This window comes from Pseudomonas sp. BJP69 (genome assembly GCF_007633355.1).
Lineage (GTDB): Bacteria > Pseudomonadota > Gammaproteobacteria > Pseudomonadales > Pseudomonadaceae > Aquipseudomonas > Aquipseudomonas juntendi.
Genome location: NZ_CP041933.1, coordinates 3,272,505 through 3,298,098, shown reverse-complemented (window position 1 = coordinate 3,298,098; position 25,594 = coordinate 3,272,505). Strand labels below are relative to the sequence as shown.

The window sequence follows — 25,594 nt, the reverse complement described above, 5'->3', positions numbered from 1 at the left end:
CCAGCAAGGATCGCTGTTTGACCAAGCGCCTCAAGCCTGTGTTGACCCACCTGCTGCTTCATGTGAGCGTTAGCTGCCAAGGCAAAAGAAAAAGTGAGAGCCATTGCAGGCAGTCTTTCGACTACCCACGCTGGCTCACTGTTCAAGGGTTCATTCTTACTTTCTGTTTCCGGTAGATCCAGCACGCCAACACCACGGCAATCAGCAATGGTGGAAAGCGCACCATCAGAATCACCAGCAGCAATATCGCCAGACAACCGGCCAAGATCCCGGCAAACATGAATGCCGAGGCAACAGTCCGTAGCAGCAGTTTCATTGGCACCTCCTTACAGGTAGCCGCGCTCAGCCAACGACACACAATCCTCCTGGCCTACCACAACGTGATCGAGCGTTCTGACTCCGACCAGATTCAGTGCGTCCTGCAGTTTCGTGGTGAGGTTGCGATCCGCCATGCTGGGCTCAGGGTCACCCGAAGGGTGGTTATGCACCAGGATCAGGGCGGCTGCGTTGTGCTCCAGGGCGAGCTTCACGACCTCCCTGGGATACACGCTGGCTCCATCGAGAGTCCCCCTGAACAGCTCCTCAAATGCGATCACCCGGTGCCGGCTGTCGAGCATGAGCAGTGCGAACACCTCGTGCTCATAATCAGCCAGCAGCGCCTGCAGGTGACTGAACACCTCCTTAGGCGACGTCAGGGCACGTCCCTTGCGTAGACGCAGACTGGCCAGTTGTTTGGCCATCAGCAAGATGTCGCTTTCCGTAACCGGCGACTCGACCAGGTAGGTGCCGGTCGTGTCACTGGCTTTCAGCTTGTGCAGGCGCATGACGGCCTCCTTGGTCTTGATCAGTTGGTGAGTTTTGACGCGCAGTTTGTGCCTCAAGCTTTTCAGCCAGGCTGGGTTTGGTGGGGTTGAGTTGCGAAATTGTTGCTGCAGCAGGGGCTTCACCCTCGGGGTAGAACTCTTCAACGATCGCGCTGGCATCTTCCTCGCTGTCTTCGAACGCACCGTTGCCGAAGCCGCGTCGTGCAGCCTCATCCAACGCTGCCTGATTGAAGCCGGCAGCTTGCCGCCGCGAATCGAGTTCGCTGGCTGTCACCAGTGCTTCAGCCATGTCCATGCCGCCTCTTACCGTCAGATCGGCGTAGAAGATCGGCGTGCCATGGCTTTGTCGCGTCGACTTCCCGCGTAGACGCAGCTCCAACGGCAGGCAGGCCAGGCGGTTGCCCGAGATGGCCTGGAAGTAATGCAGGCGAGCGGCGAGGGTGCGGATGCTGTTGAAGCCGGTGGTGCGGAAAACGAAGCTGCCGAGCGGATCCTCGTCGCCAATGACCACGTTCAGTCGTCCAAAGGGTTTGCACGCGCCGCCCTTGGCCAGTGGGCAAGCGTCTGGCGAGGGGCAGGGCAGTGACTGCATGCCATCCTGGGTGACCCGCTTGCAGGTCTCGCCATTACCGACGCAAACCGGGCGCCCCGATTGCCGGTCGAACAGCGTGTAGTCGGCTCGGAAATTCAGCTCCGGCTCGTTGAACAGCAGGCGTACCGGAATGCTGCGCAGCTTGTCGTCCTTGCCCTGACGCAGTTCGTCATTGAGCGGGTGCAGCAGCCAGCCATCCTTGCCTTGCACCTGGGACGTGATAGTGAACTGGTCATCTTTCTCCGGTAGGCGCTTGCCGTTCTTCTCGATGACTTTACCGATGGAAATCCGTCCGAGTACGGGCGGGGTGATTGCCAGACCTTTGAGCATGATGGTTCTCCTGCAAACGAAAAAAGGCCAGCCACGCAGCGCGAACTGCATGGACTGGCCAAGGGGAGGAAATGGATTGAGTAGTTGGGTTTCAGCCGACCAGGAAGCGCCGTGCACCCGTTTTCAGCAGTGGGTACTTGGCCTGCAGGTGCGGCTTTTCTTTGAGCAGTTGCGCGACGTCGAAGCCGACACTGTCTTTGGCCTTGCGCCAGGTGATGTAACCGTTGGCGAACTCCGCCCGGCTAGCATCGCCCATGGCCTGCTGCAGCATCTGCTTTAGCTCAGCCTCGCGTTTTTCCTTGTCGGCAATCGACTGACGAACAGCCTTCAGTTCAATGAAGGCTGCGGCCAGCCCTGCCTGGCTACTGAAGTCGACGACCTGGCCGTTGTCCTCCGGATAGAGGCAGCGCAGCGCCAACTCAGCGGAAGCAGTGCCATCAGCCGGTGGCGGTGTATCGGTCTCCACGTACTGCCAGAACTTTCGCTCCAGCTCGATCAGCCGAGCGATCATCTGCTCATCCCGCTCGATGCGATGGATCTCCAAAGTCTGGCCACCCAGCAGCACAGCCACGTCTGCCGCCTGCTTGCCGGTGACTGCGAGCTGGTGCATCACCTGCAGCTGCACATACTCAGGCACGCCTTCTTTCCAGAGGCGTGCCCCGTTTATGCCGGCTGTCTTGCATTCGAGGATCTGCACATCGTCGGCCCCGATCACCTCGCGGTCGATGTTGGCCAGCATCCAGGGCAACTCCGGATCAGGATGCTGCAGCACGGCGTTGATGCGCCGTACCTTGTTCTTAGTGCGCTTGCTGTAGTGCCAGGCCACGATGGGCTCCAGCACGTTGCCCCAGTACATCGGGCTTTCCTCATCCTGAGGATCAGCCTTGGGCATGCCAGCATCGCGCCCGGTCTTTTCCAGCCACAGCTCCAGCTGTGACTTATAGGGGTTCAGCCCCACGGCCGCAGCCGCATCCGAACTGCCGATGCCTTGCTTGCGGATCTGCAGCCAGTCTTCGCGTGGCAGTTCCTTGGTGCTGACCAGGCGCAGAGCCGGGCGGGAGTTGCTGTTGCTGCGATTCAATGAAGTGGCTTTCATAGCGTTCACCTTGCAGAAATAGAAACGCCCGACCTGCAACGAAGCGGGTTGGGCGTTATGGGGTGGGTAAAAGGTCAGGCGACTAATTGCAGGACTGTATCCAAGGCGCGTTGCTTGATCTGGGCACCCTGGCCGAACCAGGCGGAGTCGAGGCGGTACTCGGTGCTACGTGCCCGGCGCTCGTGATCGACGAACTCGGTCACGGCATTGAGCAGGCCCCAAGCCGTGCCGCGTGCCGATTCCAACTGGCTGCCACGGCCACGGCCTTCGTACAGCTCCTGCACTTTGCGCAGAGCGCGCTCGTTCGGCAGCTGTTCAGGAAGCGGACCGGTCGGGCTGGTCTCACACATCACGTTCATAAAGAAGCCCAGTGCCTCATGCCACTGCACCTTGCGTTCCGCCAAGTGGCGCATGCGGTACATAAAGTCATCCCATTGCGAGACGGCGATACCGAGCTGCTTCTTCACCAGGTCGCCATCGAAGCGGGTGCTGTGCGGTACCTTGATCGCACGGCTGGTGCCGTCAAGGGCGATGGTCAGCGTGTTGTTGCAGACCACTCTGATGGTGGTGGGCGTTGCCGTGGTGGCCAGAGTGCCGTCGCAGGAAGTGGCCAACAGCAGGTAGCCATTCACCTGGTCGTTACCCTTGAGTGCAGCGCCCTGGCCGGTGCGTGCCAGCGCCCAGAATTTGCGACCGCCCTTGAGCACTCCAGCGGTTTCCAGCTCGTAGCCGGAGACCTCGGTCAGGTCACGATAAAATTCGAGCACTTCCCGAGGCTGCACGGTGTGATAGCGCTGCGAGACCACTGACAGCGGTGCCTTGGTGTCCGAGCGGTAGAGCACCTTTTGTTCGGGGAATGAGTGGATGGTGCCCAGGTGGCCGATGGCGTCCGACTTAAAGTGCACGGGGCTTTCCAGTATCTGCCAGTCCATGCCGGCTTCGCGTTGCCAGACTTCGATGGGCTGTTTCTGCGGCAGGTTGTTGCCCAGGCCGTGCCACGGAGTAGCACCAACGTAGGCCATTTGTTCGATTTGATGAGCCATGACGAATTTCCTTTGGGTACAGGCCGGCATAAAGCGCTGCGCATGGCGCAGCACCGGCAGTCAGTGATGGATTAAGAAGAGGAGAGCGGTGGCCGGATTAGGCCGGCAGGTTGAAGCGGTGACCGCAGAGCAGACAGAGGTTGTGAGCCAGGACATGGCGGTCCAGCGACTCGCCGAGCTGCGCGCCAATCGCACAGCCACCGACGCTTCCGGCCAGGCCACCGAGAATGGCGCCGGATACCGAGCCGAGAGTGATACCGACAGGACCGGCGATTACGCCGAGCGCTGCGCCGGCCTTGCCGCCTGCCAAGGCAGCGCTGACGCCACGTGCGAGGCCACCGACAGCTCCGATGGCCGCGCCGGCTTTCATGGCGTGATGGAAGGAAGCGACTTTGGGGGAGTGACAGCGAGGGCACTGCAATGACATGTGGGGAGTTCCTTTTTGGTGGTTATGTCAATGCGGTTATGTGTTGTTGTGATAAATTCGAATCAAGAAAAATAAATAAACCGGCGCAAGGCCGGTTTTGAAGTTGGTTCACTAGCTGTTGAGTTTTAGTATAATTCGTACAGGTTTTTTAGTGTAGTCAACAGTAATTTTTCCTTGGGCCTCAAGGCAGTCGAGGAGTGGGTTTAACTTCGAAATTGTTCGGAATTTCCCTGGGCCTTTGTACAGGACTGTATTTTTTTCGACCCAGTTAAATAGTGGTGAATGTTTGCAGTTTGATTGTAGCCAGGCGTGTAGGGTTTCTGCATCGCTGATGATGTTAGGCATGAAGGTGAACTCGTTTCGGAATGTTTTTGAGCACTCAAGTACGATTTTCTCTGCTGACTTGAGCTCTGCTAATGAAATAATGCCATTGCCAAGTTCAAAGTAGTGCAAGAGAGCAGCAACTCTGGCGATGTTCTCGCTAAGCTTGGATGCGTGATCTTTTGATCGTTCATACTTGCCACCTTTTTGTAGTTCGTATTCGATATTGTTATATGATTCTGTCCAGTATTCGGCGGCGCTTGAAGAGAACTTGATGATTTCCTTCTCTTCTGTGATGTTACGAAGTCGTTGAATACTTTTTTCAAGAAGTTGGTTTGCTCGTGACTGGTAGCGCGCAATGACTTCTTTGTTTATTGGTCGTTTGTTAATGAATCGCTTTCCTTGAGTCGACTCTGGGTTAAAGACTAAGGCGCGAGATAGTAAGCCTACAGATCGAGCGCGATCTCCCTTCCCCTCAAGATATTCCTTTAGTATTTGTGGTTGAATCATAATTCCTATGGTTAGACGGGCATCATTTAGTGAGCATCCTTCTACGGTTGCCCTTGCTACATCAATGGTGCTACCTGTCCATAGCGCATTAATTTTCCCGAAATCATTAAATACTCCCTTTAAGGCAGAAATTCCTTCACTTGACATCAATGCTGCCCAAGGGCAGTCAAGACGCATTCCCTTGAGAAGAGCTGCGGTAGTGGCGTCTTCATAGATTGGATTGAATGCGCGCGGCCGTTCGGGTTTCAGTTCGTGATGGAGAATTAATTCATTTTCAAAATGTTTGTACGCTGGGTCGGTCTCAGGATGATCGCTCATCTCTTTAATGATTTTGCGCTTTCTTGCTTCCCAGGCTTCTGATTTGATTCGCCATACAAGTAACTCTTTTTCATGTGCTTTAATCGCATTTATTATAAATACCCGGACGGCACCCATAAACATGCTTTCAACTGTTGACTTTCTTTCTCCGGATTGTGCAATGCTGATGACCATTAGAGAGACCGGCCCGATCATTTTTCCTGGTCGCTCTACATCAATCAGTGGTTGGCATAAGAGCGAAATAGTTGAAAGCGCTGAGGCTAACACCAACTCCAATGGTGCTTGTGTTGCTTCGGCTACCTCAATAAGCATATCTTTAAGCAAGGGGAACTCATTGAGTGCAGTAAGGATTGTTTCATTGGTGATGTTTTGATTCATTTTATTTTCTCTCTTTGGCTTGTATTCAAAGTTTCTATGGTGATGTTTAGATATCTGGTTGCTCGCGATTGTTTAGCCATGCGATAACTGATTCCAATCGCCAACCTACTGCGCCGCCACTTTTGCGCCCTGAGAGCCGAACTTGTTTCGGAAAGGATGGGTCGTGCCTGGGTGACTTTGGATTCAGCCAGTCATAAACGCAGGATCGAGAAATCGATAGCATCTGCGTTAGCTGACTAAGCCGAATGATTTGGGGGGAGGATGTTTTTTCTGTATGTGCGTTCGTCTCCTTTTTCCGTAGTTTGGATAGTGATTTGTGTGCATTGGCGAAGTGCTCGACTCGAAATAGAACGGTTGGATCCCCTTCGAAATTCTTCGCCTCTGATTCGCGGGTGTTGGTCATTTGATTGCCTCCGAGTTGGTGAGGCGATGCTATTCCTGTGCCCATGGGCTTACACCGCTTGTACTTAGCGGTAATTTTTTACCTGCAAGCACTGGCCTTGAAATGACTAAGGGTTTGTGGTAGTCCGTTTGTGTTTTCGGTCGGGGGAGGTATCAAAAGCCAGCGATAGCTGCGACTGCTATCGCAGCTATCGCTGGCTTTTAGCGCTTCCTCTTTCGGGGATGCAGAAAGCGAGCAGGCGTGATGGCATAGACTTGGGTGGCACGGATGATGAAGCTGTGTGCCTCTCAGGCGTTTGTCTTGTACGGCCTGGGGAAGGGGAGTGCTAGGCTTATTGTGAAATTGTGGAGATAGGCTTATGAGGCTTGCTGTGCCGAAAGCTGCTCATTACGGTGTATTGATTACTAATGACTCTTTTGAAGTTTTACTGCCTAAAGAAATTAACTATTCTGAGGGGTTATTCTTGAGATGGGAGCTGAGTCCTGGTTGCGCGCCGACAAAGTTGGTGCGCTCTAGGTTGGTTGATGATTTCTGTATTAATGCTGAATTTATTCTTATACCGCTCCACTTGATATTTGTTAAGAGTGGAACCCTTGTTAATTTTTTGATGAAATATGTAGGTGGCGACATAGATGCTGCAGGTTTCAAGTGGGTTTCTATACGAGAGGCTTGGGATGAAGTGGCTAAATTGGATGATGATGATCTTCACATGGGTGAATGTAGTTCCTTAAGTATTTTAAATAACTGGGTTCATGAGCAAAGGCGTAGATTGGCTGAAGATGAAATTAATGAATCTCATATAGAGTCTTATGGGCGATTTGATGCGCTCTGCCATCGGGCGCGTGCCGTGCTGGATAGGTATCCTAGGTACTTTGATGGCGTTGGTATGTATTCGGAATTTATGCAGTCAATGCTTGGTGTGGCAGAAAGCGAAATAGATGAAATTGATAATTTTGATTTATATCTGAATGAGTTGTGTGCGAGAGCGGAAAGACCTGGTAGAAGCTCTCGTCGTGAGAAAGATCTTATTCATGTTGTTCGCTTTAGCATGGCTAGTGCATATCGCTGTTTGCGTGAAGGAATGAATGATGATTATTCTGCTGAGTGTCTGCGTGCTGAGAAGTTTATAGATTATCTTGAGCAAATCTATTCTGGGGTCTCGCCTGAAATAAGGTCTCGCGCCATTAAAGGTGGGGGTGCACCTAGGCGTGGTCGTCTAAAACAAAGTGATATTAAAATTGTTGAGTCTGTTATTTTGAGTGTGCTTGAGGTTAGAAAATTCAAAAGCAGACAGAGTCAAAATTATGAAATTTCACGAATTATAGCGGATGATGTTTTGGTTGGGATTTCAAAGTCGGGGCTTGGTGATGCCTTTGATCTAGATGGTTTGCGTCAATTCATTCTCGATTTTATTATCGAAAATAAGGCTGCGCGGACTTTGATAAAATAACGTAGCATCTAAGATGTTTGGTGTTTATTTACTGTTCCGTTATTTTTTGCAGGTGCGCGCCAAGTAAGTTCCAGGCTTCTGACATCTCTTTTGAGTAGCTATGTCTTTGGTAAGTTCTTTTTACTTTGTTTTCCTCCGTGTGATTAAGGCATCTCTCGGCTACCTCCGGCAAAACGCCTAAAGCTGTCATGATCGTAGCTCCTGTCCGTCTCAGGTCATGAGGTGTCCACTTGCCTCCTTTTAGTAGAAGAGCGTGAGAGTTGGCGCTTCGGTTGCTCATTGTGGCTTGATCTGGTTTCCGTTGCCTATCACCAAGTTGCTTGGTGACTGTTTTGGAGCAGACAGGTCCTGTCTTTTTGGTGTTTGGATAGCACCATTGGCATTTACCTGAAATTGCTTTTATTCTTTCGAATTGATATCTTGAAAAATTGGATAGCGTTACTGTGTGAGCCTTCCCATTCTTGCTATCTTCAGCAGGAATAAGCCATATCCCTGCTTTTAGATCGACATTTTCCCAGCGAGCATTCATGAGTTCGCCTATTCGGCAGCATGTGGATAAGGCAATCCATATAGCGGCCTCAGTTGAAACGAGAAGGCCTGCGTCTGGCAAAAGCTTCGCAAGCGAAGATATTTCTTCATCGCTGAGTACTCTGTCCCGCTCGACATCTTTCCCGCCGATCTTGGCTTTCCGGATGCTTGCGGTGGGATCATGCTCAAGCAGATCTCGATCTACGGCAAATCGAAACATTTGGCGCATCAGGCTGAAAATCAACTTAGCCATGCGGTTCACGCCTCGGGCCAACAATGCGTCAGTTACTTCGGTGATGTGGCCTTTGCGGACTTCTTCAAGTGGCAATGTCCCAAGCAGGGGGAGGACGTCCTTTTTGAACATCCGACGTACCTCATCTCCGCCATCTTTTCGGTTTATCAGATCAACCTTGGCCCAGTGGTCAAAGAGGTCTTGAACTGTTTTTCTTGCCGCTTGCTTGGCTTCAGCCGCCTCAAATGCAGCCTTCTCGGCAGCAAGGCGCTTTTGCTCCGCTTCTCTTGCGGCTGTCCTCGCTTCTTCTTCTGCCTGGAAGTGTTCGCGCAGATCACGAACGCCTCCTTGATAGAGGCGTGAAAGTTCACCTGCTTTAGCTCTGGCTTCTTTTAGGGTCAGGCCGTCTATTCCGGCAGGGTCATAGACGCCCAGCGGAAGAAAGACGCGCTCGCTGCTTGAGTTCGTATAGCGGAAGTAGAAGTGTCGCTCACCGTTTGGCCTGAGCCTTGCCATGAAGCGACCGCATCCACGAGGAGCATCTTCAATCAACCAGGTTGGTTTTGCAGGCTTAGCAGCCATTTGCTTGTCAGTTATCGTTGCCATCGTATTCCTAGCTTGGTCACCGTATGGTCACCGTTTCTCGTAGGCTTTGATTGGATGGTATAGCAATCGATTGGACAGTGGAACCTGTTGGAGGCCCCATTTTAAAGGGGTTATAAGGCAATTTTTGGATTTCTTTGGATTACGTTGGTAGATAATTTACCTTTATGGGGTGCAAGGGGTCGAGTGTTCGAATCACTCCGTCCCGACCATATATTTCAATGACTTAGGCCATTTCCGAAAGGAGTGGCCTTTTTCATGTGCGTGACTTTTGCGTGACTTCTCAGGTTTTTACGCCTGCCTCCTCTTCAAAATGGTCAGTACCGGCCCACGCGAGTCCGTCGCTGAAACTTTGTTTGCCGCCTCTATCAACTGCCCCAGCTCCGCGCCAGAATAGTGACTGGTCACGCTTCCGTTCTTGTGACCAAGTAGCGACTTCCGATCTTCCTCTGTTACACCAGCTGCTTTCAGGCGTCTGCCGAAAGGGTGCTTCAAGTCGTGGACCCTGATCGAAGCGAACCCAGGGTGTGCCGGCCGCAAGATCAACTATACAGCAGGCATCAACGTCCTTCGCTAAAGGAATCAACCAGCTTGTTGAGAATGCCTTCTTGGTACTGGCGGTTGTAACAACCAGGTTGATTCGGCGGGGTGTCATCGCACGCGATATTGTGTGCGTGGGTAGGGCTCCCATAAGTGCTATTGGAGAAATGAGAGCAACCGCCTAGCAAACAGATCCCAAACCCAAGTACCAACAATCCTTTTTTCATATCCTGCCTCGCACATAAGTCAATGCACATTTGACGATTTAGCAGCCTAAAAGACACATTCATGCCCGCCAAGTGCGGGTTTCTTTTTGCTTGGAGAACCATGGCCAGACTCACCGAATCCCAGGCCGGAGGCGCGAATGTGCTCCGGTTTCTGGATCTGATCGCCTTTTCAGAAAGCACCTCTACCGTCAAAGGCAGTGATGATGGCTACAACGTGGTGTACGGCGGTGGGCTGTTTCAAGGCTATGCCGATCACCCGCGCCGCAAGCTGACTTTTCCCATAAACGGCAAGCCGGTCACCAGCACGGCCGCCGGACGGTATCAGTTGCTCGAGCGCTACTGGGACGCTTACCGCGTGAGCCTGAGGCTGTCCGGCGGATTCGCTCCGGAAAACCAGGACCGGGTAGCGCTGCAGCAGATCAGGGAGCGCCGCGCCCTCGACGATGTCAAAGCCGACCGCATCCAGGAGGCGATCGCCAAGTGCTCGAACATTTGGGCCAGCTTTCCGGGCAACAGCTATGGGCAAAACCCGCACCGCCTGGACAAGTTGCTCGAGCGCTGGGTAGAGCTCGGCGGAGCGCTGGCATGAACTGGCTGGCCGCTGTGCCTGCCTGGTGCTGGTGGTTGATCGCGCTGGTGCTGGTCGCTGGCGGACAGCAGTACCGCGTGGTGGTCGCCCAGGGCGAGACGGCCGAGGCCCGAACCGAACTGTCAGATTACCGCCTGCAGGTAGCTGAGCGCGACCGGCGCGCCGCGGCCCAGGCCAGAACCGAAGAACAATGGGGTGAAAAGCGTTACGAGCAAGGCCTGCACGTGCAGTACCCAGGCGAGGAATACCCGCGCCCAGAATTCTTCGTGCAGATGATCGCCTACAACAAGGACCGCCAGCGCCCGTCCACCGACTCAAAACGTGGTGAATCGCCGATTCCGGTGCTGTACGACAGCCGCCAGGCCTACATCATTTTCGAAGACGGCTCGCGTCTGAATGCGCGGCCCGAGGTGTACGTGGGCCTCAACGATATCCACGACTATCCCTCAGTGAATGAGCGGGCTGCCAGGCCGTCCCCGTACGACATCAACAGCGATGAAGTGCACCGGATGATTCCCAAGCTCACCAACAACAACCGCTACGGCTCGGCGTATGTGATCTTCCAGACGGACAAGCTGAAGGCTGATTCCAAGTGGACCATTCACCTGGGCAGTTTGCAGGTGCAGGGGCGCACAGTGGCGATTCCGCCACTGCAGTTGTGTTATCACCCGGTGAAGAAATGGATCGGCATTGAGCCGCTGATAAAGCCGTGAACCTTCGGCAAGATTGGCTTGGTGAAGTATTGCTGGCAGGCGAACGGGGAAATTTTGTCAGGAGTGCTTATTTTTTTCTTGAGTTTGGCATTGCTGAACGGGGCTGGTGAGCCGGGGACCGCTTTGCGGTCCGGTCGCGACGCAAGGCCGCTCCTACAGTAGAGCGTGCGTGCTTCATGGCGGTGTCTGAGGGGGAGGGCGCGTAAGGCAACCAGCCTTGGTGCAGTGGCTGATCGCCTCAGGCGGGGGCGCAGAGGTCGCTTGAGTAAGGGGGCAGATCAGGTCGCTTTCGGTGGAAAGTCGATGTCTGTTTGCGCCAAGTTGTTCAGGTAGTTCGTCAACGTCAGCAGCGAGACCTGCGCGATCACGTCGACGATTTTTGCATCGTCCAACCCTGCTTCCCGTGCGTTCGAGAGCTGCTCGTCACTCACTTGGCCGCGGCTGAGCGTTGTAGCCCGAGCCAGTGCAGCGACTGCATTCAGCGTGCCGGCCCGCGCTGCCAGCAGGTCATCAGCGCTCAGTCCGGTCTTCCCACCGAAGAAGCTGTGAGCCGCGACGCAATAGTCGCATCCATTAACTTCAGAAGCCGCCAGTGCCGCCACTTCACGTTCGGCCGGTGTGAGGCTGTTCCTGCTCAGCGCTTGTGACAGCGCGAGATAGCCTGCCAAGGCTGCTGGCGAGTGAGCCAGGGTAGCGAAAGCGTTGGGGAGGAAACCCAAGCCTTTTTCAATGCCCTGAAGGGCAGTGCGCGCAGCGGCTGGCGTTTGGTCAAGGGGCAAAGCAGCAATTCGGGTCATGATTTTGCTTCCTTCCAGGTTGTCCAATGCGTGCCTGTTCAGGCCACAGGGATAGGGTTGTCGGCCAGCGCCTGGTTGAACTGGTTGATCAGTTCGTGCTCGTTTGGCCCTTGGTTGGCGCGCAGTGGCACGACGCGGTCAACCAGTACTTCGGTTGTTGCTGTCTCCAGTTTTTCCAGGGTTTCCTGGATAAAGTCGTCCAGCGGCATGGCGCGTTCATCACCACTTTTGTGGATCAGATCGGTGTCGACCCACGGCGGTGCTATTTCCAGCACCTTGACGCTGGTAGCGCGCAGGGCAAAACGTTGCGACAGCGAGTAGGAGTGAATCGCGGCTTTGGTTGCCGAGTAGAGGGCTGTCGCCGCCAGTGGCAGATAGGCCAGCACCGAGCTGTTGTTGATGATGAAGGCATCAGGCTGGCGCTTGAGGTGTTCGACAAACGCGGCGCTAACACGCACCGGGCCCAACAGGTTGGTCTGCAGCAGCCGTACAGCCTGCTCATCGTCAAGATCGCCGGAGCCTGGGTAGTCGAAAGGCATGATGCCGGCATTGTTGATGATGACGTTCAGCGAGGGATGGCGACGGATAACCTCCTGTGCCACATCCTTGATTTGCTGGGGGTCATTGATATCCAGCTGAACGGTGTCGATGCCGGGATGGGAGCTGGCGATTTCATCCAGCAACGATTGGCGTCGGCCCGCGATGATGACCTTGTTTCCACGCTGGTGGAACGCTTCGGCCAGCGCGCGGCCGATGCCCGAGGTACCGCCAGTAATGAAGAGGGTGTTGGCGCTGGTTTTCATGATTTGTTTCCTTTCAATGGATTGATCAAACGCCGTAACGCGGGGCGAGTTTATTGTTGGAGAGGTGTCCGAACAGCGCCGTGCGGCTGCTTTCGTACCGCTCGAAATGCTGTATGTCCTGCATGGCCGGGATGGAGATCAGCACACCGTTGTCGAAGTCTTGAAGGGCGCCACTTACCAGGTCGCTTGCCGACATCACGATGTTGGGATCAAGGTTCTCGACGGGCAGCCCCCGATCTCCCAGAAGTCGGTAGCCGTAGCGCCTGGCAACACCGCCTGAACCTTGATGCCCTGGTCTGCCAGCTCTTTGTGCAGTGACTGTGTGAAGGCCGTGACGTACGCTTTGCTTGCGCCATACACGCCATTGAGCATTTCCGGTGCCAGGCTGACGATCGATGAAATATTGATGATCGCGCCCTGTTGGCGAGCGATGAAGCCTGGAACTGTGGCGTAAGTCAGCCGAGTGAGTGCAGTAACGTTGAGGCTGATCATCTCGGCCATGCGCTCGACGTCGCTGTCCAGCAAACGGGTGTGTGTGCCGATGCCGGCGTTGTTGACCAACAGGTTGATGCTGGCGTCTTCGCGCAATTTGCGTTCAACTCGCGTCAGGTCCGCTGGGTTGGCCAGGTCAGCGGGGAAGACTTCAACGCTCTGCTGAGTCTGGTTGGTGATGCGGCTGGCAAGCGCGTTCAGGCGGTCACGATTGCGGGCGACCAGTACCAGGTCATAGCCACGTTGGGCCAGGCGGTCTGCAAAAATGGCGCCGATGCCGGTGGATGCGCCTGTGATCAGGGCGGTGCCTTTGTATTCCTGGGTCATGGTCCAGCTCCGTGGGTTGGGTGTGGAGCCATGATGCAAAAAAACAGATTTGTCTTAAATGACGCTTATAGTCATGTTTTAGGACATTGCTAATGGAGCAGGGTCATGCATCGAATCGGCTACTTGGTCACAGACGGATTTCAGGTCATGTCACTGGCCACCCAGGCGGTTTTTGAGTTCGCGAACCTGGTCGCGGGCGAGCCTGTGTACCGGATCCAGAACTATTCGGTATCGGGCGGGATCATTCGGTCCTCCCTGGGCATGCACATCGACACGCTGGCATTGGATGCCCCAGGGCTTGCAGATAGCTGGATGATCACTGGGACACTCACGCCGCTTACGCCACCCTCTGCCCAGGTGCTGTCGAGCGTGCAGGGGTTTGCCCAGAGCGCCAGGCGCATCGCGGGCATCTGCACCGGCGCTTTCGTCCTGGCTCAAGCAGGTGTGCTCGATAACCGGCGCGCGACTACCCACTGGGCCTATGCCAAAGCGCTTCAAAGCATGCACCCGAGCATTGAGGTGGAAGAGGATCGGATCTTCATTGTGGACGGCCCTGTCTGGACCTCTGCGGGAATGACCGCAGGTCTGGACATGGCAATCGGGATGGTGGAGAAGGATTTGGGGGCGGAGGTTGCCAAGTCGGTAGCTCATAGGCTCGTCATGCACCAGCGCCGGTCGGGGGGGCAATCCCAGCACTCTGAGTTGCTTGCCCTGGCGCCCAAGTCTGATCGCATTCAAAGCGCTCTGGACTATGCAAGCAAGCATTTGAACAAGGCGTTGAGTGTTGAAGAGCTCGCAGAGGTTGCGCACCTGAGCCCAAGGCAATTCACCCGGGTGTTCACCGCCGAAACCGGGCAGTCCCCTGCAAAAGCGGTGGAAAGCCTACGGCTGGAGGCCGCTCGGCTAATGATCGAACAGAGTCGCCACAGCCTGGACACGGTCGCAAGGGAAACCGGGTTCAGGGATCGTCGACACATGCGTGAGGTATTTATCCGAGGTTTTGGTGTGCCCCCGCAAGCCGTGCGCCGCGATGCGAGGCGGATCGGATAGGCACGCCACCTGAACGATGTGATTTGGCCGCGATCGAACCTGCAGGGCCTGGTCTGGCTTCATCGCTCGCAAGCAAGCGCATGCTGCACAGGCCACGAGCTCTCCAGCCGCAGCTCGTAAGTGTTGGCCGAATGGATAGGTGTTGTGTCAGTTCTGCCACCCTGATTTCCCTTCGATTTCCATATACTTTCACTGTTGTTTTCAAGATATTTCAGCCAAATTGGCGCCAAGCGTGAAGGTGTTCCGTGACTGCAAATCCGACCGATGTGAAGCTTGGCGAGTTACTGCTGGCAGATGTTCTCAACGCTCCGGGCGTGTGGGTAGAGCCGCCTAATGTCCGCAGGGGAGGTGAGAGCGGTGTGTTGCGGGTGGAACTGGGCGGGCTGACGTTCTATAAAAAGCAGCAGGTCGGGCATGTCTATCGAAGCCTGCGTTACCCTTTCGGCCATCCGACCGTTGCACGCGAGGCAAAGGCTGTGCGTGCTGCCACAGCGCTGGGGGTTGGTACGCCCGAGCTTGTGTACAGCCATATTCATAAACACCAGGGAGAGTGGCATGCCGTGATGGTCACGGCGGCGCTGGAGGGCTATGTGTCGCTCGAAGACTTCCGTGCCCGGCAGCTGGAAAAAACGCTAGGGCATCATCGCTATCTCGAAATTCTTGAAGCCTATGGCCGAGCACTTGGCAAGCTGAATCTTGGAAAGTGGCAGCACGGTTGCTTGTATCTGAAACATGTCTTCGTCGATTTCAGGGCGCCAGGCGTGGCTGTCGCCTTGCTAGACCTGGAAAAGGCCAGAAAGCGCTTCAGCGCCAAACAGGCCGCCCGCCATGACTTGCGGCAGGTCAAGCGTCGGTCAGGCTGGGATGGCGAAGAGTGGGGGGCGTTCTGCCGGGGCTACAGGCATTCGTTCGGCACAAAAGCCGATGTATTGCTTTGACAGCCCGTTGTGCTCCATGACCTGCCCACCCATCCAGCATGGATGGAAAGCCAGTAGCGACTTCCCTGGTTGCATAGTACGGTCCGCCTTCAACAACCCCCCCCGGTGCGTTGTCGCCAATCCCACGGACCGGGACTCTCATGACCTGGGAGGTCGAATGGAAGTCGCTCGAAAGATCAGCCAACAAGCATTGGATAACGCTCTGGTAGCCTTCGCCCGCTACAAAATCGGAGAAATCAAAATCTTCGACCTGGAACAGGCGATGAGCTTCGAAGCGGGCGAAGCCCTATCCGAAAGCGGTCTGGTCCAGTTCACAATCGCCAAGATGGCGTCTGGCCGGTATCGCATCAGCGATGAAGGGGAGAACGCCATCACACAGGCTGGTCGGGATCGCCTCGAGGCCATCCGCGGCAGATCCTGATCTATCCAGCGTCGAGATTGCCGCAGTGTTGTACTACGGCCGTTCGCCTAGTGCACCGCTCACTCCTGCGCAAGGCTGGTTTGAGCCGGTGCCTGGGGCATTTGTGGGTTTATGCTAGGCACAACCATGTTGCCGAGTTTGTATTGCTGGTAACTGGTGTAGGGCAGCATAACGGTGTCCGCAATGCCCGACATCGCCATATCGACCAGAATCTGGTACGGATCTGAATGGGCTCCAGTTCTCTCAGGGCCAGTCAAATTGCAAAATTGGTAGGCTACACCGCTATACATCCGTGGAATGGCTGGGCAATAGGAGTTCCACTCAGCCAGATCGCCCACTGCCTTTGACTCATTCGATACCGTACGCACGGTTCCACATCCGCTTATCACCGCTGCGATGATGATCCCGATCCATGGCCTCATGATGCTGTCTCCTCTGCAATGGCCAGCCATTGTGCATCAGCTCTATTCGTCGCTTGCACGTACAAGGTTAGTGATCATACCTCGTTCGTTTCTGACGCTTCTGGATCACCTCAGGGCACGCCATGCCAGCAAGGCCCGCGACTTCTATTTCTTGGAGGCAAAAGAAAGCCCGCTGCTAGTCGGGCTAGAGGTGTTTCACATGGGGATGGCTAGATTGTCCCTCTGCAGGCGTGAAAATGAGGTGAAAATAACGTGCTCAGCCTGTGATTTGTGCCGTTCAGGGTGAACGAGTCGTCACCGAAGTGAGTCTTCAGCAAGCAAGTCTCTATTGGCTGCAACGATACGGACATGGACCTACTGACGAGCTGAGTGTGTGTATGCGGGACAAGAAGGCGCGCGGAGCCAAGATCAAAGACAGGGCAACGGTCCTCTGCCTGCGCAGCGGCAGGATCTTGCTGGTACGAAAAAAAAGCGGGAAGTGGAACTTCCCCGGCGGCGCTATCGAACCGGGCGAGTCGCCTGTTGCAGCGGCTGCGCGGGAGCTGCAAGAGGAAACGTCCATTGAAGGCCACGGTCTCTTTCACCTGTGCACCCTTCAGCTGGGGTCAACCATTCACCATGTGTTCACTACGCATGTCGATGATCAGGAAAAACCCGTGGCTCGCAATGAGATCGTGGCCTGCAAATGGGTGCTCAGAGACAAGCTGAGCCCAGCCATTCTCAATGCTAGGGCCGCTGAGCTGCTATCAAGCCAACTGCCTGCGTTGACCGCTTAGTTACTTCAGCGCAGCGGCATCGCGCCTGGTCTCATCTTTCTCACATCTTGCTCATCATTGGCATCCAGCAGGTTGCCAGGGCTGAGCGTGCACGCAGCGCACCCAGGCCGGTTGACGGTAGATCATAGCAAATGCGGCTGATAAATAATTGCAGCACACACGCACGCCCGGCGGTCGATCCAGTTATATCGGCTTAATCCCAAAGTAGGGTAAGCCGCACGGCTTGGGGTACAGCCAATTTCGATCGCTGGAGGCGCTATGCGGATGAGGGGTAACGTGTATTGGGCGTGGGTCGACCCTGCGCTGAACCATCGCAGCCATGAAGAAACCCTGGCAGACGGCAGCCGGATCGATGTACAGGTCAGGCTTTCGCGCAGCGGGACCACGCAGATGTTCCTGGGGGTGTATGCCCGTTCCGGGATGGCATTGCACGAAGAGGCCTACGACTGCTGGCCGAAGCGTTCATTGGTTCGTGCCTTGGCCTGGGGCAGCATGCGTGCGCGGCAGATAGCCGAAACAGGGGTGTCTGCCGTGCCCCCCAAGGCCGCCCTGCAATAAGCACCCGACGGCCTTCTGCCTTAGCTGGTCGGGTCCTGCCCCAATACTTTGCTCAGCGCCACGCGGGCATCCTCAAGCTGTACCAGCGAGGCATGGCGTGCACCGAGTGCGTCGCCATTCTGGATGGCGGTCAAAATGGCCTTGTGCCGGGGCAGGGCGAGCTGGTCGAAGTTTGGCCGCTGGTTGGAATAGCGCACTGATTCGCGCAGGGCCATGGACAACATGTTGCACAGGTAGGCCAGCAGGTCATTGTGGGTGGCGTCGGCGATGCGTGCGTGGAAGTCCAGGTCCGGTTGCAGCCGCTCTTCATGGGTCCGCGCGGCTTCCATGCGTTGATACGCTTCGCTGATCGACTGCACATCTTCGGCCGTAGCGTTGGTGGCGGCCAGCGCGGCGGCAGCGGGCTCGATGACCCAGCGTACGCTGGACAAGGTATTGAAAAAGTCCTTCTGCGGCGTGGCCTGCATCAGCCAGTGCAGCACGTCTGGGTCAAGCATGTGCCAGTCATGGCGCGGCCGCACCAGGGTACCGACCCGGGGGCGGGCTTCGACCAGGCCTTTGGCAGTCAGCGCACGCATCGCTTCGCGGAACACGGGCCGGCTGATCGCGTAGCTTTCGCACAGGCTGGCCTCATTGGGCAGCTTCTGCCCAGGCGCGAGTTGGCCAGAGACGATCTGCAGGCCGAGGTCCTGTACCAGAGTGGTGTGCATGCTCTTGCGCGTGGAGGGCTGGCGGTAGTTCATGGGGGGCGCGGGTGGTCCTACAAGCGGGGGAGCATCATAACATCAGTGAATGGGCGGCGGCCTTTTGGCGAGGTCGCAGCAGTTTGGCTTGGTTCGGCGGGAAACAGCGTGGTGGGTGGAACGGGCTTCGCCGGTGTTCGCGGCTGAGCCCGCTCCTTCATTGCGGGGTGCGGCTGGTCAGTGGGAGTGCTTGGGCACCGCTGCCCCTCGGCAGCCCACCAGGAAGTCGAAATCGCAGCCTTCATCGGCCTGCATCACATGGTCCAGGTACAGCTTGGCATACCCGCCAGTGATCAACTGCGGCGGGGCTTGCAGGTCGGCAAGCCGGCCGGCAAGTTCCTCGGCGCTGATATCCAGGTGCAGCCGGCCCTCCTTGCAGTCCAGTTCGATCCAGTCACCTTCCCGCACTGCGGCCAATGGCCCGCCTGCTGCGGCCTCGGGCGCCACATGGAGTACCACGGTGCCGTAGGCAGTGCCGCTCATGCGTGCGTCCGAAATACGCACCATGTCGGTTACGCCCTGGGCCAGCAACTTCGCCGGCAGGCCCATGTTGCCGACTTCGGCCATGCCCGGGTAGCCCTTGGGCCCGCAGTACTTCATCACCAGTACCGAATTGGCGTCTACATCCAGTTCAGGGTCGTTGATGCGGGCCTTGTAGTCTTCGAAGTTTTCAAACACCACGGCGCGGCCACGGTGCTGCATCAGCGCCGGGGTGGCGGCTGACGGTTTGAGCACCGCGCCCTTGGGCGCCAGGTTGCCACGCAAGATGCAGATACCGCCATCGGCCACCAGTGGGTTGGCCAGCGGGCGTATCACTGCTTCGTCATATAACGGCGCGGCCTGGCAGTTGGCCCACAGGCTGTTGCCGTTGGCCGTCAGCGCGCTGGGGTTGGGCAGCAGGCCATGTTCGCCCAGGCGGCGGATGACCGCGGGCAAGCCACCGGCGTAATAGAACTCTTCCATCAGGAAGCGGCCCGATGGCTGCAGGTCGACCAAGGTCGGTGTCCCGCGGCCAACGCGGGTCCAGTCTTCCAGTTGCAGGTCTACCCCAATGCGCCCGGCAATCGCCTTCAGGTGGATAACGGCGTTGGTCGAGCCGCCGATGGCGGCGTTGACGCGAATCGCGTTCTCGAAGGCTTCGCGGGTGAGGATTTTCGACAGGCGCAGGTCTTCGCGAACCATATCGACAATGCGCATGCCGGAAAGGTGGGCAAGGACATAGCGGCGGGCATCCACTGCCGGGATGGCGGCATTGTGGGGCAGGGAGGTGCCCAGCGCTTCGGCCATGCAGGCCATGGTCGAGGCGGTGCCCATGGTGTTGCAGGTGCCCGCCGAGCGCGACATGCCAGCTTCGGCGGAAAGGAACTCGTTGAGGTCGATCTGGCCGGCCTTGTAGGCCTCGTGCATCTGCCAGACGATGGTGCCGGCGCCAATGTCCTTGCCCTTGTGCTTGCCGTTGAGCATCGGCCCGCCGGTCACCACGATCGCCGGCACGTCGCAGCTGGCAGCGCCCATCAGCAGCGCCGGGGTGGTCTTGTCGCAGCCTGTCAGCAGCACCACGGCGTCCACCGGGTTGCCGCGGATCGCTTCCTCCACATCCATGCTCGCCAGGTTGCGGGTGAGCATGGCGGTGGGGCGCAGGTTGGACTCGCCGCTGGAAAACACCGGGAACTCCACCGGGAAGCCGCCAGCCTCCAGCACGCCTTTTTTCACATGCTCGGCAATTTTGCGGAAATGCGCGTTACACGGCGTCAACTCCGACCAGGTGTTGCAGATGCCGATGATCGGCTTGCCCTGGAATTCATGGTCCGGAATGCCCTGGTTCTTCATCCAGCTGCGGTACATGAAGCCGTTCTTGTCGGCGGTTCCGAACCATTGGGCAGAGCGCAGGGGGCGTTTGGCGTCAGACATATCGGGAGACCTTATTAGTATTACTATTTGTCGTTTATTTCCTAACTGTACTGCGTTAAATCGCGCATGTGAAGGCTTGTTGTTCCAAATAGTATTACTATATGATCCTGTCGCCAGGTTAGCGGTCTGCCAAAAAGCCCCGGCCGGGTGCTGTGCTCATTACAAGAACAATTGGAGACATCGCCATGATTCAGGAGCAGCGGCTTGTCCGCCTGATCACACTGAAACTCATCCCTTTTCTGGTTCTGCTTTACCTGGTGGCCTACGTCGATCGTTCGGCGGTGGGCTTTGCCAAGCTGCACATGGGCGCCGACATCGGCCTGGGTGACGCGGCCTATGGCCTGGGTGCCGGGCTGTTCTTCATCGGCTATTTTCTGTTCGAAGTGCCGAGCAACCTGCTGCTCGACCGCTTTGGCGCGCGGCGCTGGTTCGCCCGCATCCTGGTGACGTGGGGTGCAATCACCATCGGCATGGCCTTCGTGACCGGGCCCAATGGCTTCTACGTGATGCGCTTCTTGCTCGGCGCCGCCGAGGCGGGCTTCTTTCCGGGGGTGCTGTACTACATAACCCAGTGGTACCCGGTGCGGCATCGCGGCAAGATCCTGGGCTTTTTCATCCTCTCGCAGCCCCTGGCCATGCTGATCACCGGGCCGCTTTCCGGCGCGCTGCTGGGGCTGGAGGGCATCTACGGCCTGCATGGCTGGCAGTGGCTGTTCATCTGCATCGGCACCCCGGCGGTGCTGCTCGCCTGGCCTACCTTGCGCCTGCTGCCGGACGGGCCTGCCCAGGTGCGCTGGCTCAGCGAGGCACAACGCAGTTGGCTGCAGGAGCAACTGGCCAACGACCTGCGTGATTTTGGCCAGACCCGCCATGGCAACCCGCTGCATGCGCTCAAGGACGGCCGCGTACTGTTGCTGGCGCTGTTCTACCTGCCGGTCACCTTGAGCATCTACGGCCTCGGCTTGTGGCTGCCAACGCTGATCCACCAGTTTGGCGGCAGCGATCTGGTCACGGGTTTCGTTTCGGCGGTGCCGTACCTGTTCGGCATCATCGGCCTGTTGATCATGCCCCGCAGCTCTGACCGCCTCAACGACCGCTACGGGCACCTGGGCCTGCTGTGTGCGCTGGGCGCCATAGGCCTGTTCCTCAGTGCCTGGCTGACGGTGCCGGTGCTGCAGTTGGCCGCGCTGTGCGTGGTGGCATTTGCCCTGTTTTCCTGCACGGCCATCTTCTGGACGCTGCCTGGGCGGTTCTTTTCAGGTGCCAGCGCAGCCGCAGGCATCGCCCTGATCAACTCGATCGGCAACCTTGGCGGCTACCTGGGGCCGTTCGGTATCGGCGCGCTCAAGGAACACACCGGGCAGTTGTCTTCGGGGCTGTATTTCCTTGCCCTGGTGATGCTGTTCGGCGTGCTGCTCACCGGCGTCGTCTACAACCGCCTGGAGCGTCGCCAACGCCTGGCTTCCACGCGGGCCGCCGAAGGCGCCCGCTGAACTTTGCAACCGACAAGCGAGCACATCAACCATGCGACTGATTCAATTCGAAAGCGCCGCCGGCGCGCGCCATGTGGGCGTGGTGGAAGGCGAGTACGCCCTTGAAGTGCGTGGCGCCAGCAGCACCCGTGAGCTGGCCTTGCAGGCCATTGCCGCCGGCCGCGATCTGGCCAGTGAAGTCCGGGCCGCTGGGCTGGGTGAGCGGCACGACTACCTGGCCTTGCTGGCCCAGGGCCGTGTGCTGCCACCTTTGGACCACCCGGACCCGGCGCACTGCCTGGTCACCGGCACCGGCCTGACCCACCTGGGCAGCGCCGCCACCCGCGACAAAATGCACCAGCAACAGGCCGAAGGTACCTTGACCGATAGCATGCGCATGTTCCAGTGGGGCCTGGCGGGCGGGCGGCCGCCAGCGGGTGAGGAGGGGGCGCAGCCGGAGTGGTTCTACAAGGGCGACGGCGCGATCGTGGTGCGCCCCGGCGCCGACCTGCCGCTGCCGGCCTTTGCCGAAGACGCCGGCGAGGAGCCTGAGCTGGTCGGGCTGTACCTGATCGGCCCGGGCAATACCCCGTACCGTCTTGGCTACGCCTTGGGCAACGAGTTTTCCGACCATGTGCTGGAGCGGCGCAACTACCTGTACCTGGCGCATTCCAAGCTGCGCGCCTGCAGTTTCGGCCCGGAGCTTCGCCTGGGGGCGTTGCCAGCGCACCTCGAAGGCACCAGCCGCATTCTGCGCGATGGCCAGGTGCTGTGGAGCAAGCCGTTCCTGTCCGGCGAGCAGAACATGTGCCACAGCTTCGAGAACCTGGAGTACCACCACTTCAAATACAGCCAGTTCCTGCGCCCTGGCGATGTGCATGTGCACTATTTCGGCACCGCCACACTGTCGTTCGCCGACGGCGTGCAGGCCCGACCGGGCGATACCTTCGAAATCAGCCTCGACGCCTTTGGCCAGCCGCTGCGCAACGGCATTGCCGCAGCGCCCGGGCAGGTTCGCCCGGGGCTGGTGAAAAGCCTGTGAGGGCCAGGCCTTCTTTCTTGTTACAGGAGTCAACCATGTCTGCAAGCAATTTCATTGGCGGCCAGCGCAGCGCTGCTGGCAGCGTTCACCTGCAAAGCCTCGATGCGCGCACCGGCGAAGCCTTGCCGGGGGTCTTCACCCAGGCCACCCCTGGCGAGGTGGCCGCCGCTGCCGAGGCCGCCGAAGCGGCATTCGTCGAATACAACGGCATGGCGCCCGAGCGTCGCGCGCAGTTTCTCGATGCCATTGCCGACCAGCTGGACGCGTTGGGCGATAGCTTCATCGCCACGGTGTGCCGCGAAACGGCGTTGCCTGCTGCGCGCATCCAGGGCGAGCGCGGCCGAACCAGCAATCAGCTGCGCCTGTTCGCCAAGGTACTGCGCCGCGGCGATTACCTGGCGGCGCGCATCGACCGCGCCCAGCCACACCGGCAGCCACTGCCACGCCCGGACCTGCGCCAGTACCGCACCGGCGTAGGGCCGGTAGCCGTGTTCGGTGCCAGCAACTTCCCCCTGGCGTTCTCCACTGCCGGCGGCGACACCGCAGCAGCGCTGGCCGCTGGCTGCCCGGTGGTGGTCAAGGCGCACAGCGGCCATATGGCCACGGCCGCGCAGGTGGGCGAGGCTATCGAGCGGGCGGCGCAGGCCACCGGCATGCCTGCCGGGGTGTTCAACATGGTCTACGGTAGCGGTGTGGGTGAAGCGTTGGTGCGCCACCCGGCCATCCAGGCGGTGGGGTTTACCGGTTCGCTAAAGGGCGGGCGTGCCCTGTGTGACCTGGCGGCAGCACGCCCCCAGCCGATTCCGGTGTTCGCCGAAATGAGCAGCATCAACCCCGTGCTGGTCTTGCCCGCGGCGTTGCGCGCGCGCGGCGGGCAGGTGGCCGAGGCGCTGGCGGCTTCGGTGGTGCTGGGCTGTGGGCAGTTCTGCACCAACCCCGGGCTGGTCATTGGCATTGCCGGTGAGGCATTCACCGCCTTCACTGCAACGCTGGCTGCGCAACTGGCCGACCAGCCCGCGCAAACCATGCTCAATACCGGCACCTTGCGCAGCTATGCCAGTGGCGTGCAGCGCCTGCACCAGCACCCAGGCGTGCGCCACCTGGCCGGTGCCGAGCAGGTTGGCGACCAGGCCCGGGCGCAGCTGTTCCAGGCCGATGCGAGCCTGCTGTTGAACGGTGACGAACTGCTGCAGGAAGAAGTGTTCGGGCCTGCCACGGTGCTGGTCGAAGTCGCCGACGAAGCCGAGCTGCGCCGCGCCGTGCAAGCGTTGCACGGGCAGCTCACCGCCACCCTGATCGCCGAGCCGCAAGACCTCCAGCAGTTCGCCACGCTGGTGCCGCTGCTGCAGCGCAAGGCAGGGCGCCTGCTGCTCAACGGTTACCCCACCGGTGTCGAAGTGTGCGAAGCGATGGTGCATGGTGGGCCCTACCCGGCTACCTCCGATGCCCGCGGCACCTCGGTCGGCACCTTGGCCATCGACCGCTTCCTGCGCCCGGTGTGCTTCCAGGACTACCCCGATGCGCTGCTGCCCGATGCGCTGAAAAATACCAACCCGCTGGGGCTGCAGCGCTTGGTCGACGGCCAGCACAGCCGTGAGGCATTGATCTGACGCAGGCTTGGGCATGGCGGCGGCCCAGGCCTTGCAGGCCGCACGGCGCCGACGGGGGAGTTTGTTGCCAAATGTGTGATTTCCTTCACGCACTCGGCGTCAAGAATGCGACCCCCGCCGTCGTCGAGGGGGACTGAACCAGGGCCCGCCATGCAAACGCTGTTGAACGAGATCCTTGAACAAGTACGCCCCTTGATCGGCACGGGCAAAGTTGCCGATTACATTCCTGCGCTGGCCGACGTGCCGGCCCAGCAACTGGGCATCGCCGTCTACAGCAACGATGGCAGTCACTACTGTGCAGGCGACGCCCTGGAACCGTTCTCGGTGCAGAGCATTTCCAAGGTGTTCAGCCTGGTTCAGGCGATAGGCCATTCGGGTGAAGCGATCTGGGAGCGGCTTGGCCATGAGCCGTCCGGCCAGCCATTCAACTCGCTGGTGCAGCTGGAGTTCGAGCGCGGGCGCCCGCGCAACCCGTTCATCAACGCAGGGGCCTTGGTCATCTGCGACATCAACCAGTCGCGCTTCGCTGCGCCAACCTTGTCGATGCGCGATTTCGTCCGGCGCCTGTCCGGTAACCCGCACATCCAGATCGACACCCGCGTCGCCGATTCGGAGTATCAGTTCCGCGCGCGCAATGCGGCCATGGCTTACCTGATGCAGTCGTTTGGCAACTTCCACAACGAGGTGGAAACGGTGCTGCGCAGTTACTTCAGCTACTGCGCACTGCGCATGAATTGCCTGGACCTGGCGCGGGCATTCTGCTTTCTGGCCAACGACGGCTTTTGCAAGCACAGCGGTCAGCAAATTCTCAGCCGTCGCCAGACCCAGCAGGTGAACTCGATCATGGCCACCAGTGGCCTGTATGACGAGGCAGGCAACTTCGCCTACCGGGTAGGGTTGCCGGGCAAGAGTGGCGTGGGCGGCGGCATCGTCGCCATCGTACCGGGGCAGTTCAGCGTATGCGTGTGGTCGCCGGAGCTGAACGCGGCGGGCAACTCGCTGGCCGGCATGGCCGCGCTGGAGTTGCTGAGCGCACGCATTGGCTGGTCGGTGTTCTGAATACCAGGCTGGCCTGGCGCGTGGTCGCTTGCCCCAGCCGGGTTCGGCC

The 25,594-nt window shown here is 58.2% G+C and carries 26 protein-coding genes and 2 pseudogenes; 12 read left to right on the top strand and 16 right to left on the bottom strand.

The features are described 5' to 3' along the window. Positions 1–142 precede the first annotated feature (142 nt). From FPB55_RS26355 to FPB55_RS26920, 8 genes are all read right to left on the bottom strand, one after another. Positions 143–316: a hypothetical protein gene (locus tag FPB55_RS26355; protein WP_165362587.1), complete on the bottom strand. Its 174-nt coding sequence runs from the start codon at positions 314–316 to the stop codon at positions 143–145. Positions 317–326: 10 nt separating this feature from the next. Beyond that, the gene (gene radC, locus FPB55_RS15320) at positions 327–824 is read right to left on the bottom strand and encodes a DNA repair protein RadC (RefSeq protein ID WP_144188592.1); all 498 of its coding nucleotides are present in this window, start codon (positions 822–824) and stop codon (positions 327–329) included. After that, on the bottom strand, positions 796–1,746 hold the full coding sequence (locus FPB55_RS15315) for a hydrolase or metal-binding protein (RefSeq protein ID WP_144189643.1): 951 nt from the start codon (positions 1,744–1,746) through the stop codon (positions 796–798). The genes radC and FPB55_RS15315 overlap by 29 nt, the downstream gene beginning before the upstream one ends. A 91-nt stretch (positions 1,747–1,837) precedes the next feature. Then, entirely contained in the window at positions 1,838–2,842 is a 1,005-nt protein-coding gene (locus FPB55_RS15310) for a YqaJ viral recombinase family protein (RefSeq protein WP_144188590.1), read from the bottom strand. Between the two features lie 74 nt (positions 2,843–2,916). Next, positions 2,917–3,885, bottom strand: coding sequence for a DUF932 domain-containing protein (locus FPB55_RS15305; RefSeq protein WP_144188588.1), 969 nt, complete (start codon positions 3,883–3,885; stop codon positions 2,917–2,919). Positions 3,886–3,982: 97 nt separating this feature from the next. Then, positions 3,983–4,312, bottom strand: coding sequence for a hypothetical protein (locus FPB55_RS15300; RefSeq protein WP_023101967.1), 330 nt, complete (start codon positions 4,310–4,312; stop codon positions 3,983–3,985). Positions 4,313–4,423: 111 nt separating this feature from the next. Then, complete coding sequence (locus FPB55_RS15295) at positions 4,424–5,839, bottom strand: YfjI family protein (RefSeq protein ID WP_144188586.1); 1,416 nt, start codon at positions 5,837–5,839, stop codon at positions 4,424–4,426. Between the two features lie 46 nt (positions 5,840–5,885). Beyond that, complete coding sequence (locus tag FPB55_RS26920) at positions 5,886–6,242, bottom strand: AlpA family phage regulatory protein (RefSeq protein ID WP_083393744.1); 357 nt, start codon at positions 6,240–6,242, stop codon at positions 5,886–5,888. A gap of 358 nt (positions 6,243–6,600) precedes the next feature. On the opposite strand from FPB55_RS26920, the gene FPB55_RS15285 reads away from it, so the two are divergent. After that, the gene (locus tag FPB55_RS15285; RefSeq protein WP_144188584.1) at positions 6,601–7,692 is read left to right on the top strand and encodes a hypothetical protein; all 1,092 of its coding nucleotides are present in this window, start codon (positions 6,601–6,603) and stop codon (positions 7,690–7,692) included. Positions 7,693–7,720: 28 nt separating this feature from the next. On the opposite strand, the gene FPB55_RS15280 is transcribed toward FPB55_RS15285, so the two are convergent. Then, positions 7,721–9,058: a site-specific integrase gene (locus FPB55_RS15280; protein WP_074859155.1), complete on the bottom strand. Its 1,338-nt coding sequence runs from the start codon at positions 9,056–9,058 to the stop codon at positions 7,721–7,723. A 288-nt stretch (positions 9,059–9,346) separates the two neighbouring features. Further along, positions 9,347–9,595 (bottom strand): annotated as a pseudogene (locus FPB55_RS15275) (site-specific integrase); the annotation flags it as partial. A 327-nt stretch (positions 9,596–9,922) separates the two neighbouring features. On the opposite strand from FPB55_RS15275, the gene FPB55_RS15270 reads away from it, so the two are divergent. Both FPB55_RS15270 and FPB55_RS15260 read left to right on the top strand, forming a co-directional pair. Beyond that, positions 9,923–10,411 carry a glycoside hydrolase family 104 protein gene (locus tag FPB55_RS15270; RefSeq protein WP_125854534.1) on the top strand — a complete coding sequence of 163 codons (489 nt, stop codon included), beginning with the start codon at positions 9,923–9,925 and terminating at the stop codon, positions 10,409–10,411. Then, complete coding sequence (locus tag FPB55_RS15260) at positions 10,408–11,124, top strand: hypothetical protein (RefSeq protein ID WP_225786098.1); 717 nt, start codon at positions 10,408–10,410, stop codon at positions 11,122–11,124. Before FPB55_RS15270 ends, FPB55_RS15260 begins: the two co-directional genes overlap by 4 nt. Before the next feature lie 278 nt (positions 11,125–11,402). Here the strand turns inward: FPB55_RS15260 and FPB55_RS15255 are convergent, their stop codons facing one another. The 3 genes and pseudogenes from FPB55_RS15255 to FPB55_RS15245 all read right to left on the bottom strand — a co-directional run bounded on the left by FPB55_RS15255 (position 11,403) and on the right by FPB55_RS15245 (position 13,543). Beyond that, positions 11,403–11,921 carry a carboxymuconolactone decarboxylase family protein gene (locus FPB55_RS15255; RefSeq protein WP_144188582.1) on the bottom strand — a complete coding sequence of 173 codons (519 nt, stop codon included), beginning with the start codon at positions 11,919–11,921 and terminating at the stop codon, positions 11,403–11,405. Between the two features lie 38 nt (positions 11,922–11,959). After that, the gene (locus FPB55_RS15250) at positions 11,960–12,724 is read right to left on the bottom strand and encodes an SDR family NAD(P)-dependent oxidoreductase (protein WP_029884930.1); all 765 of its coding nucleotides are present in this window, start codon (positions 12,722–12,724) and stop codon (positions 11,960–11,962) included. A 25-nt stretch (positions 12,725–12,749) separates the two neighbouring features. Then, positions 12,750–13,543, bottom strand: a pseudogene (locus FPB55_RS15245) (SDR family oxidoreductase). Positions 13,544–13,648: 105 nt separating this feature from the next. Here FPB55_RS15245 and FPB55_RS15240 point away from each other — a divergent pair. The 3 genes from FPB55_RS15240 to FPB55_RS15230 all read left to right on the top strand — a co-directional run bounded on the left by FPB55_RS15240 (position 13,649) and on the right by FPB55_RS15230 (position 15,952). Further along, positions 13,649–14,593 (top strand): GlxA family transcriptional regulator, encoded by a 945-nt coding sequence (locus tag FPB55_RS15240; protein ID WP_144188580.1) that lies wholly within the window; start codon positions 13,649–13,651, stop codon positions 14,591–14,593. A gap of 245 nt (positions 14,594–14,838) precedes the next feature. Next, a complete protein-coding gene (locus FPB55_RS15235; RefSeq protein ID WP_238706591.1) occupies positions 14,839–15,531 on the top strand; it encodes a lipopolysaccharide kinase InaA family protein in 693 nt (230 codons plus the stop codon). A 157-nt stretch (positions 15,532–15,688) separates the two neighbouring features. Beyond that, positions 15,689–15,952 (top strand): hypothetical protein, encoded by a 264-nt coding sequence (locus FPB55_RS15230; RefSeq protein WP_009685869.1) that lies wholly within the window; start codon positions 15,689–15,691, stop codon positions 15,950–15,952. Positions 15,953–16,011: 59 nt separating this feature from the next. Here the strand turns inward: FPB55_RS15230 and FPB55_RS15225 are convergent, their stop codons facing one another. After that, entirely contained in the window at positions 16,012–16,374 is a 363-nt protein-coding gene (locus FPB55_RS15225; RefSeq protein WP_009685868.1) for a YceK/YidQ family lipoprotein, read from the bottom strand. 377 nt (positions 16,375–16,751) lie between these two features. On the opposite strand from FPB55_RS15225, the gene FPB55_RS15220 reads away from it, so the two are divergent. Together FPB55_RS15220 and FPB55_RS15215 are read left to right on the top strand one after the other, a co-directional pair. Then, the gene (locus FPB55_RS15220) at positions 16,752–17,150 is read left to right on the top strand and encodes an NUDIX hydrolase (protein WP_009685866.1); all 399 of its coding nucleotides are present in this window, start codon (positions 16,752–16,754) and stop codon (positions 17,148–17,150) included. A 258-nt stretch (positions 17,151–17,408) separates the two neighbouring features. Continuing rightward, the gene (locus FPB55_RS15215) at positions 17,409–17,708 is read left to right on the top strand and encodes a hypothetical protein (protein WP_029884935.1); all 300 of its coding nucleotides are present in this window, start codon (positions 17,409–17,411) and stop codon (positions 17,706–17,708) included. Positions 17,709–17,728: 20 nt separating this feature from the next. Here the strand turns inward: FPB55_RS15215 and FPB55_RS15210 are convergent, their stop codons facing one another. Then, complete coding sequence (locus FPB55_RS15210; RefSeq protein WP_009685864.1) at positions 17,729–18,451, bottom strand: FadR/GntR family transcriptional regulator; 723 nt, start codon at positions 18,449–18,451, stop codon at positions 17,729–17,731. 177 nt (positions 18,452–18,628) lie between these two features. Beyond that, on the bottom strand, positions 18,629–20,362 hold the full coding sequence (locus FPB55_RS15205) for an IlvD/Edd family dehydratase (RefSeq protein ID WP_009685863.1): 1,734 nt from the start codon (positions 20,360–20,362) through the stop codon (positions 18,629–18,631). A gap of 185 nt (positions 20,363–20,547) precedes the next feature. Between FPB55_RS15205 and FPB55_RS15200 the strand changes: the two genes are divergently transcribed. From FPB55_RS15200 to glsB, 4 genes are all read left to right on the top strand, one after another. Further along, positions 20,548–21,855 carry an MFS transporter gene (locus tag FPB55_RS15200; RefSeq protein WP_029884937.1) on the top strand — a complete coding sequence of 436 codons (1,308 nt, stop codon included), beginning with the start codon at positions 20,548–20,550 and terminating at the stop codon, positions 21,853–21,855. A gap of 31 nt (positions 21,856–21,886) precedes the next feature. Next, complete coding sequence (gene araD1 / locus FPB55_RS15195) at positions 21,887–22,876, top strand: AraD1 family protein (RefSeq protein WP_009685861.1); 990 nt, start codon at positions 21,887–21,889, stop codon at positions 22,874–22,876. Between the two features lie 35 nt (positions 22,877–22,911). After that, positions 22,912–24,486, top strand: a complete 1,575-nt coding sequence (locus FPB55_RS15190) for an aldehyde dehydrogenase (NADP(+)) (RefSeq protein ID WP_144188578.1) — start codon at positions 22,912–22,914, stop codon at positions 24,484–24,486. A gap of 150 nt (positions 24,487–24,636) precedes the next feature. Further along, positions 24,637–25,545 (top strand): glutaminase B, encoded by a 909-nt coding sequence (gene glsB, locus FPB55_RS15185; RefSeq protein WP_009685859.1) that lies wholly within the window; start codon positions 24,637–24,639, stop codon positions 25,543–25,545. The last annotated feature ends 49 nt before the right edge of the window (positions 25,546–25,594 follow it).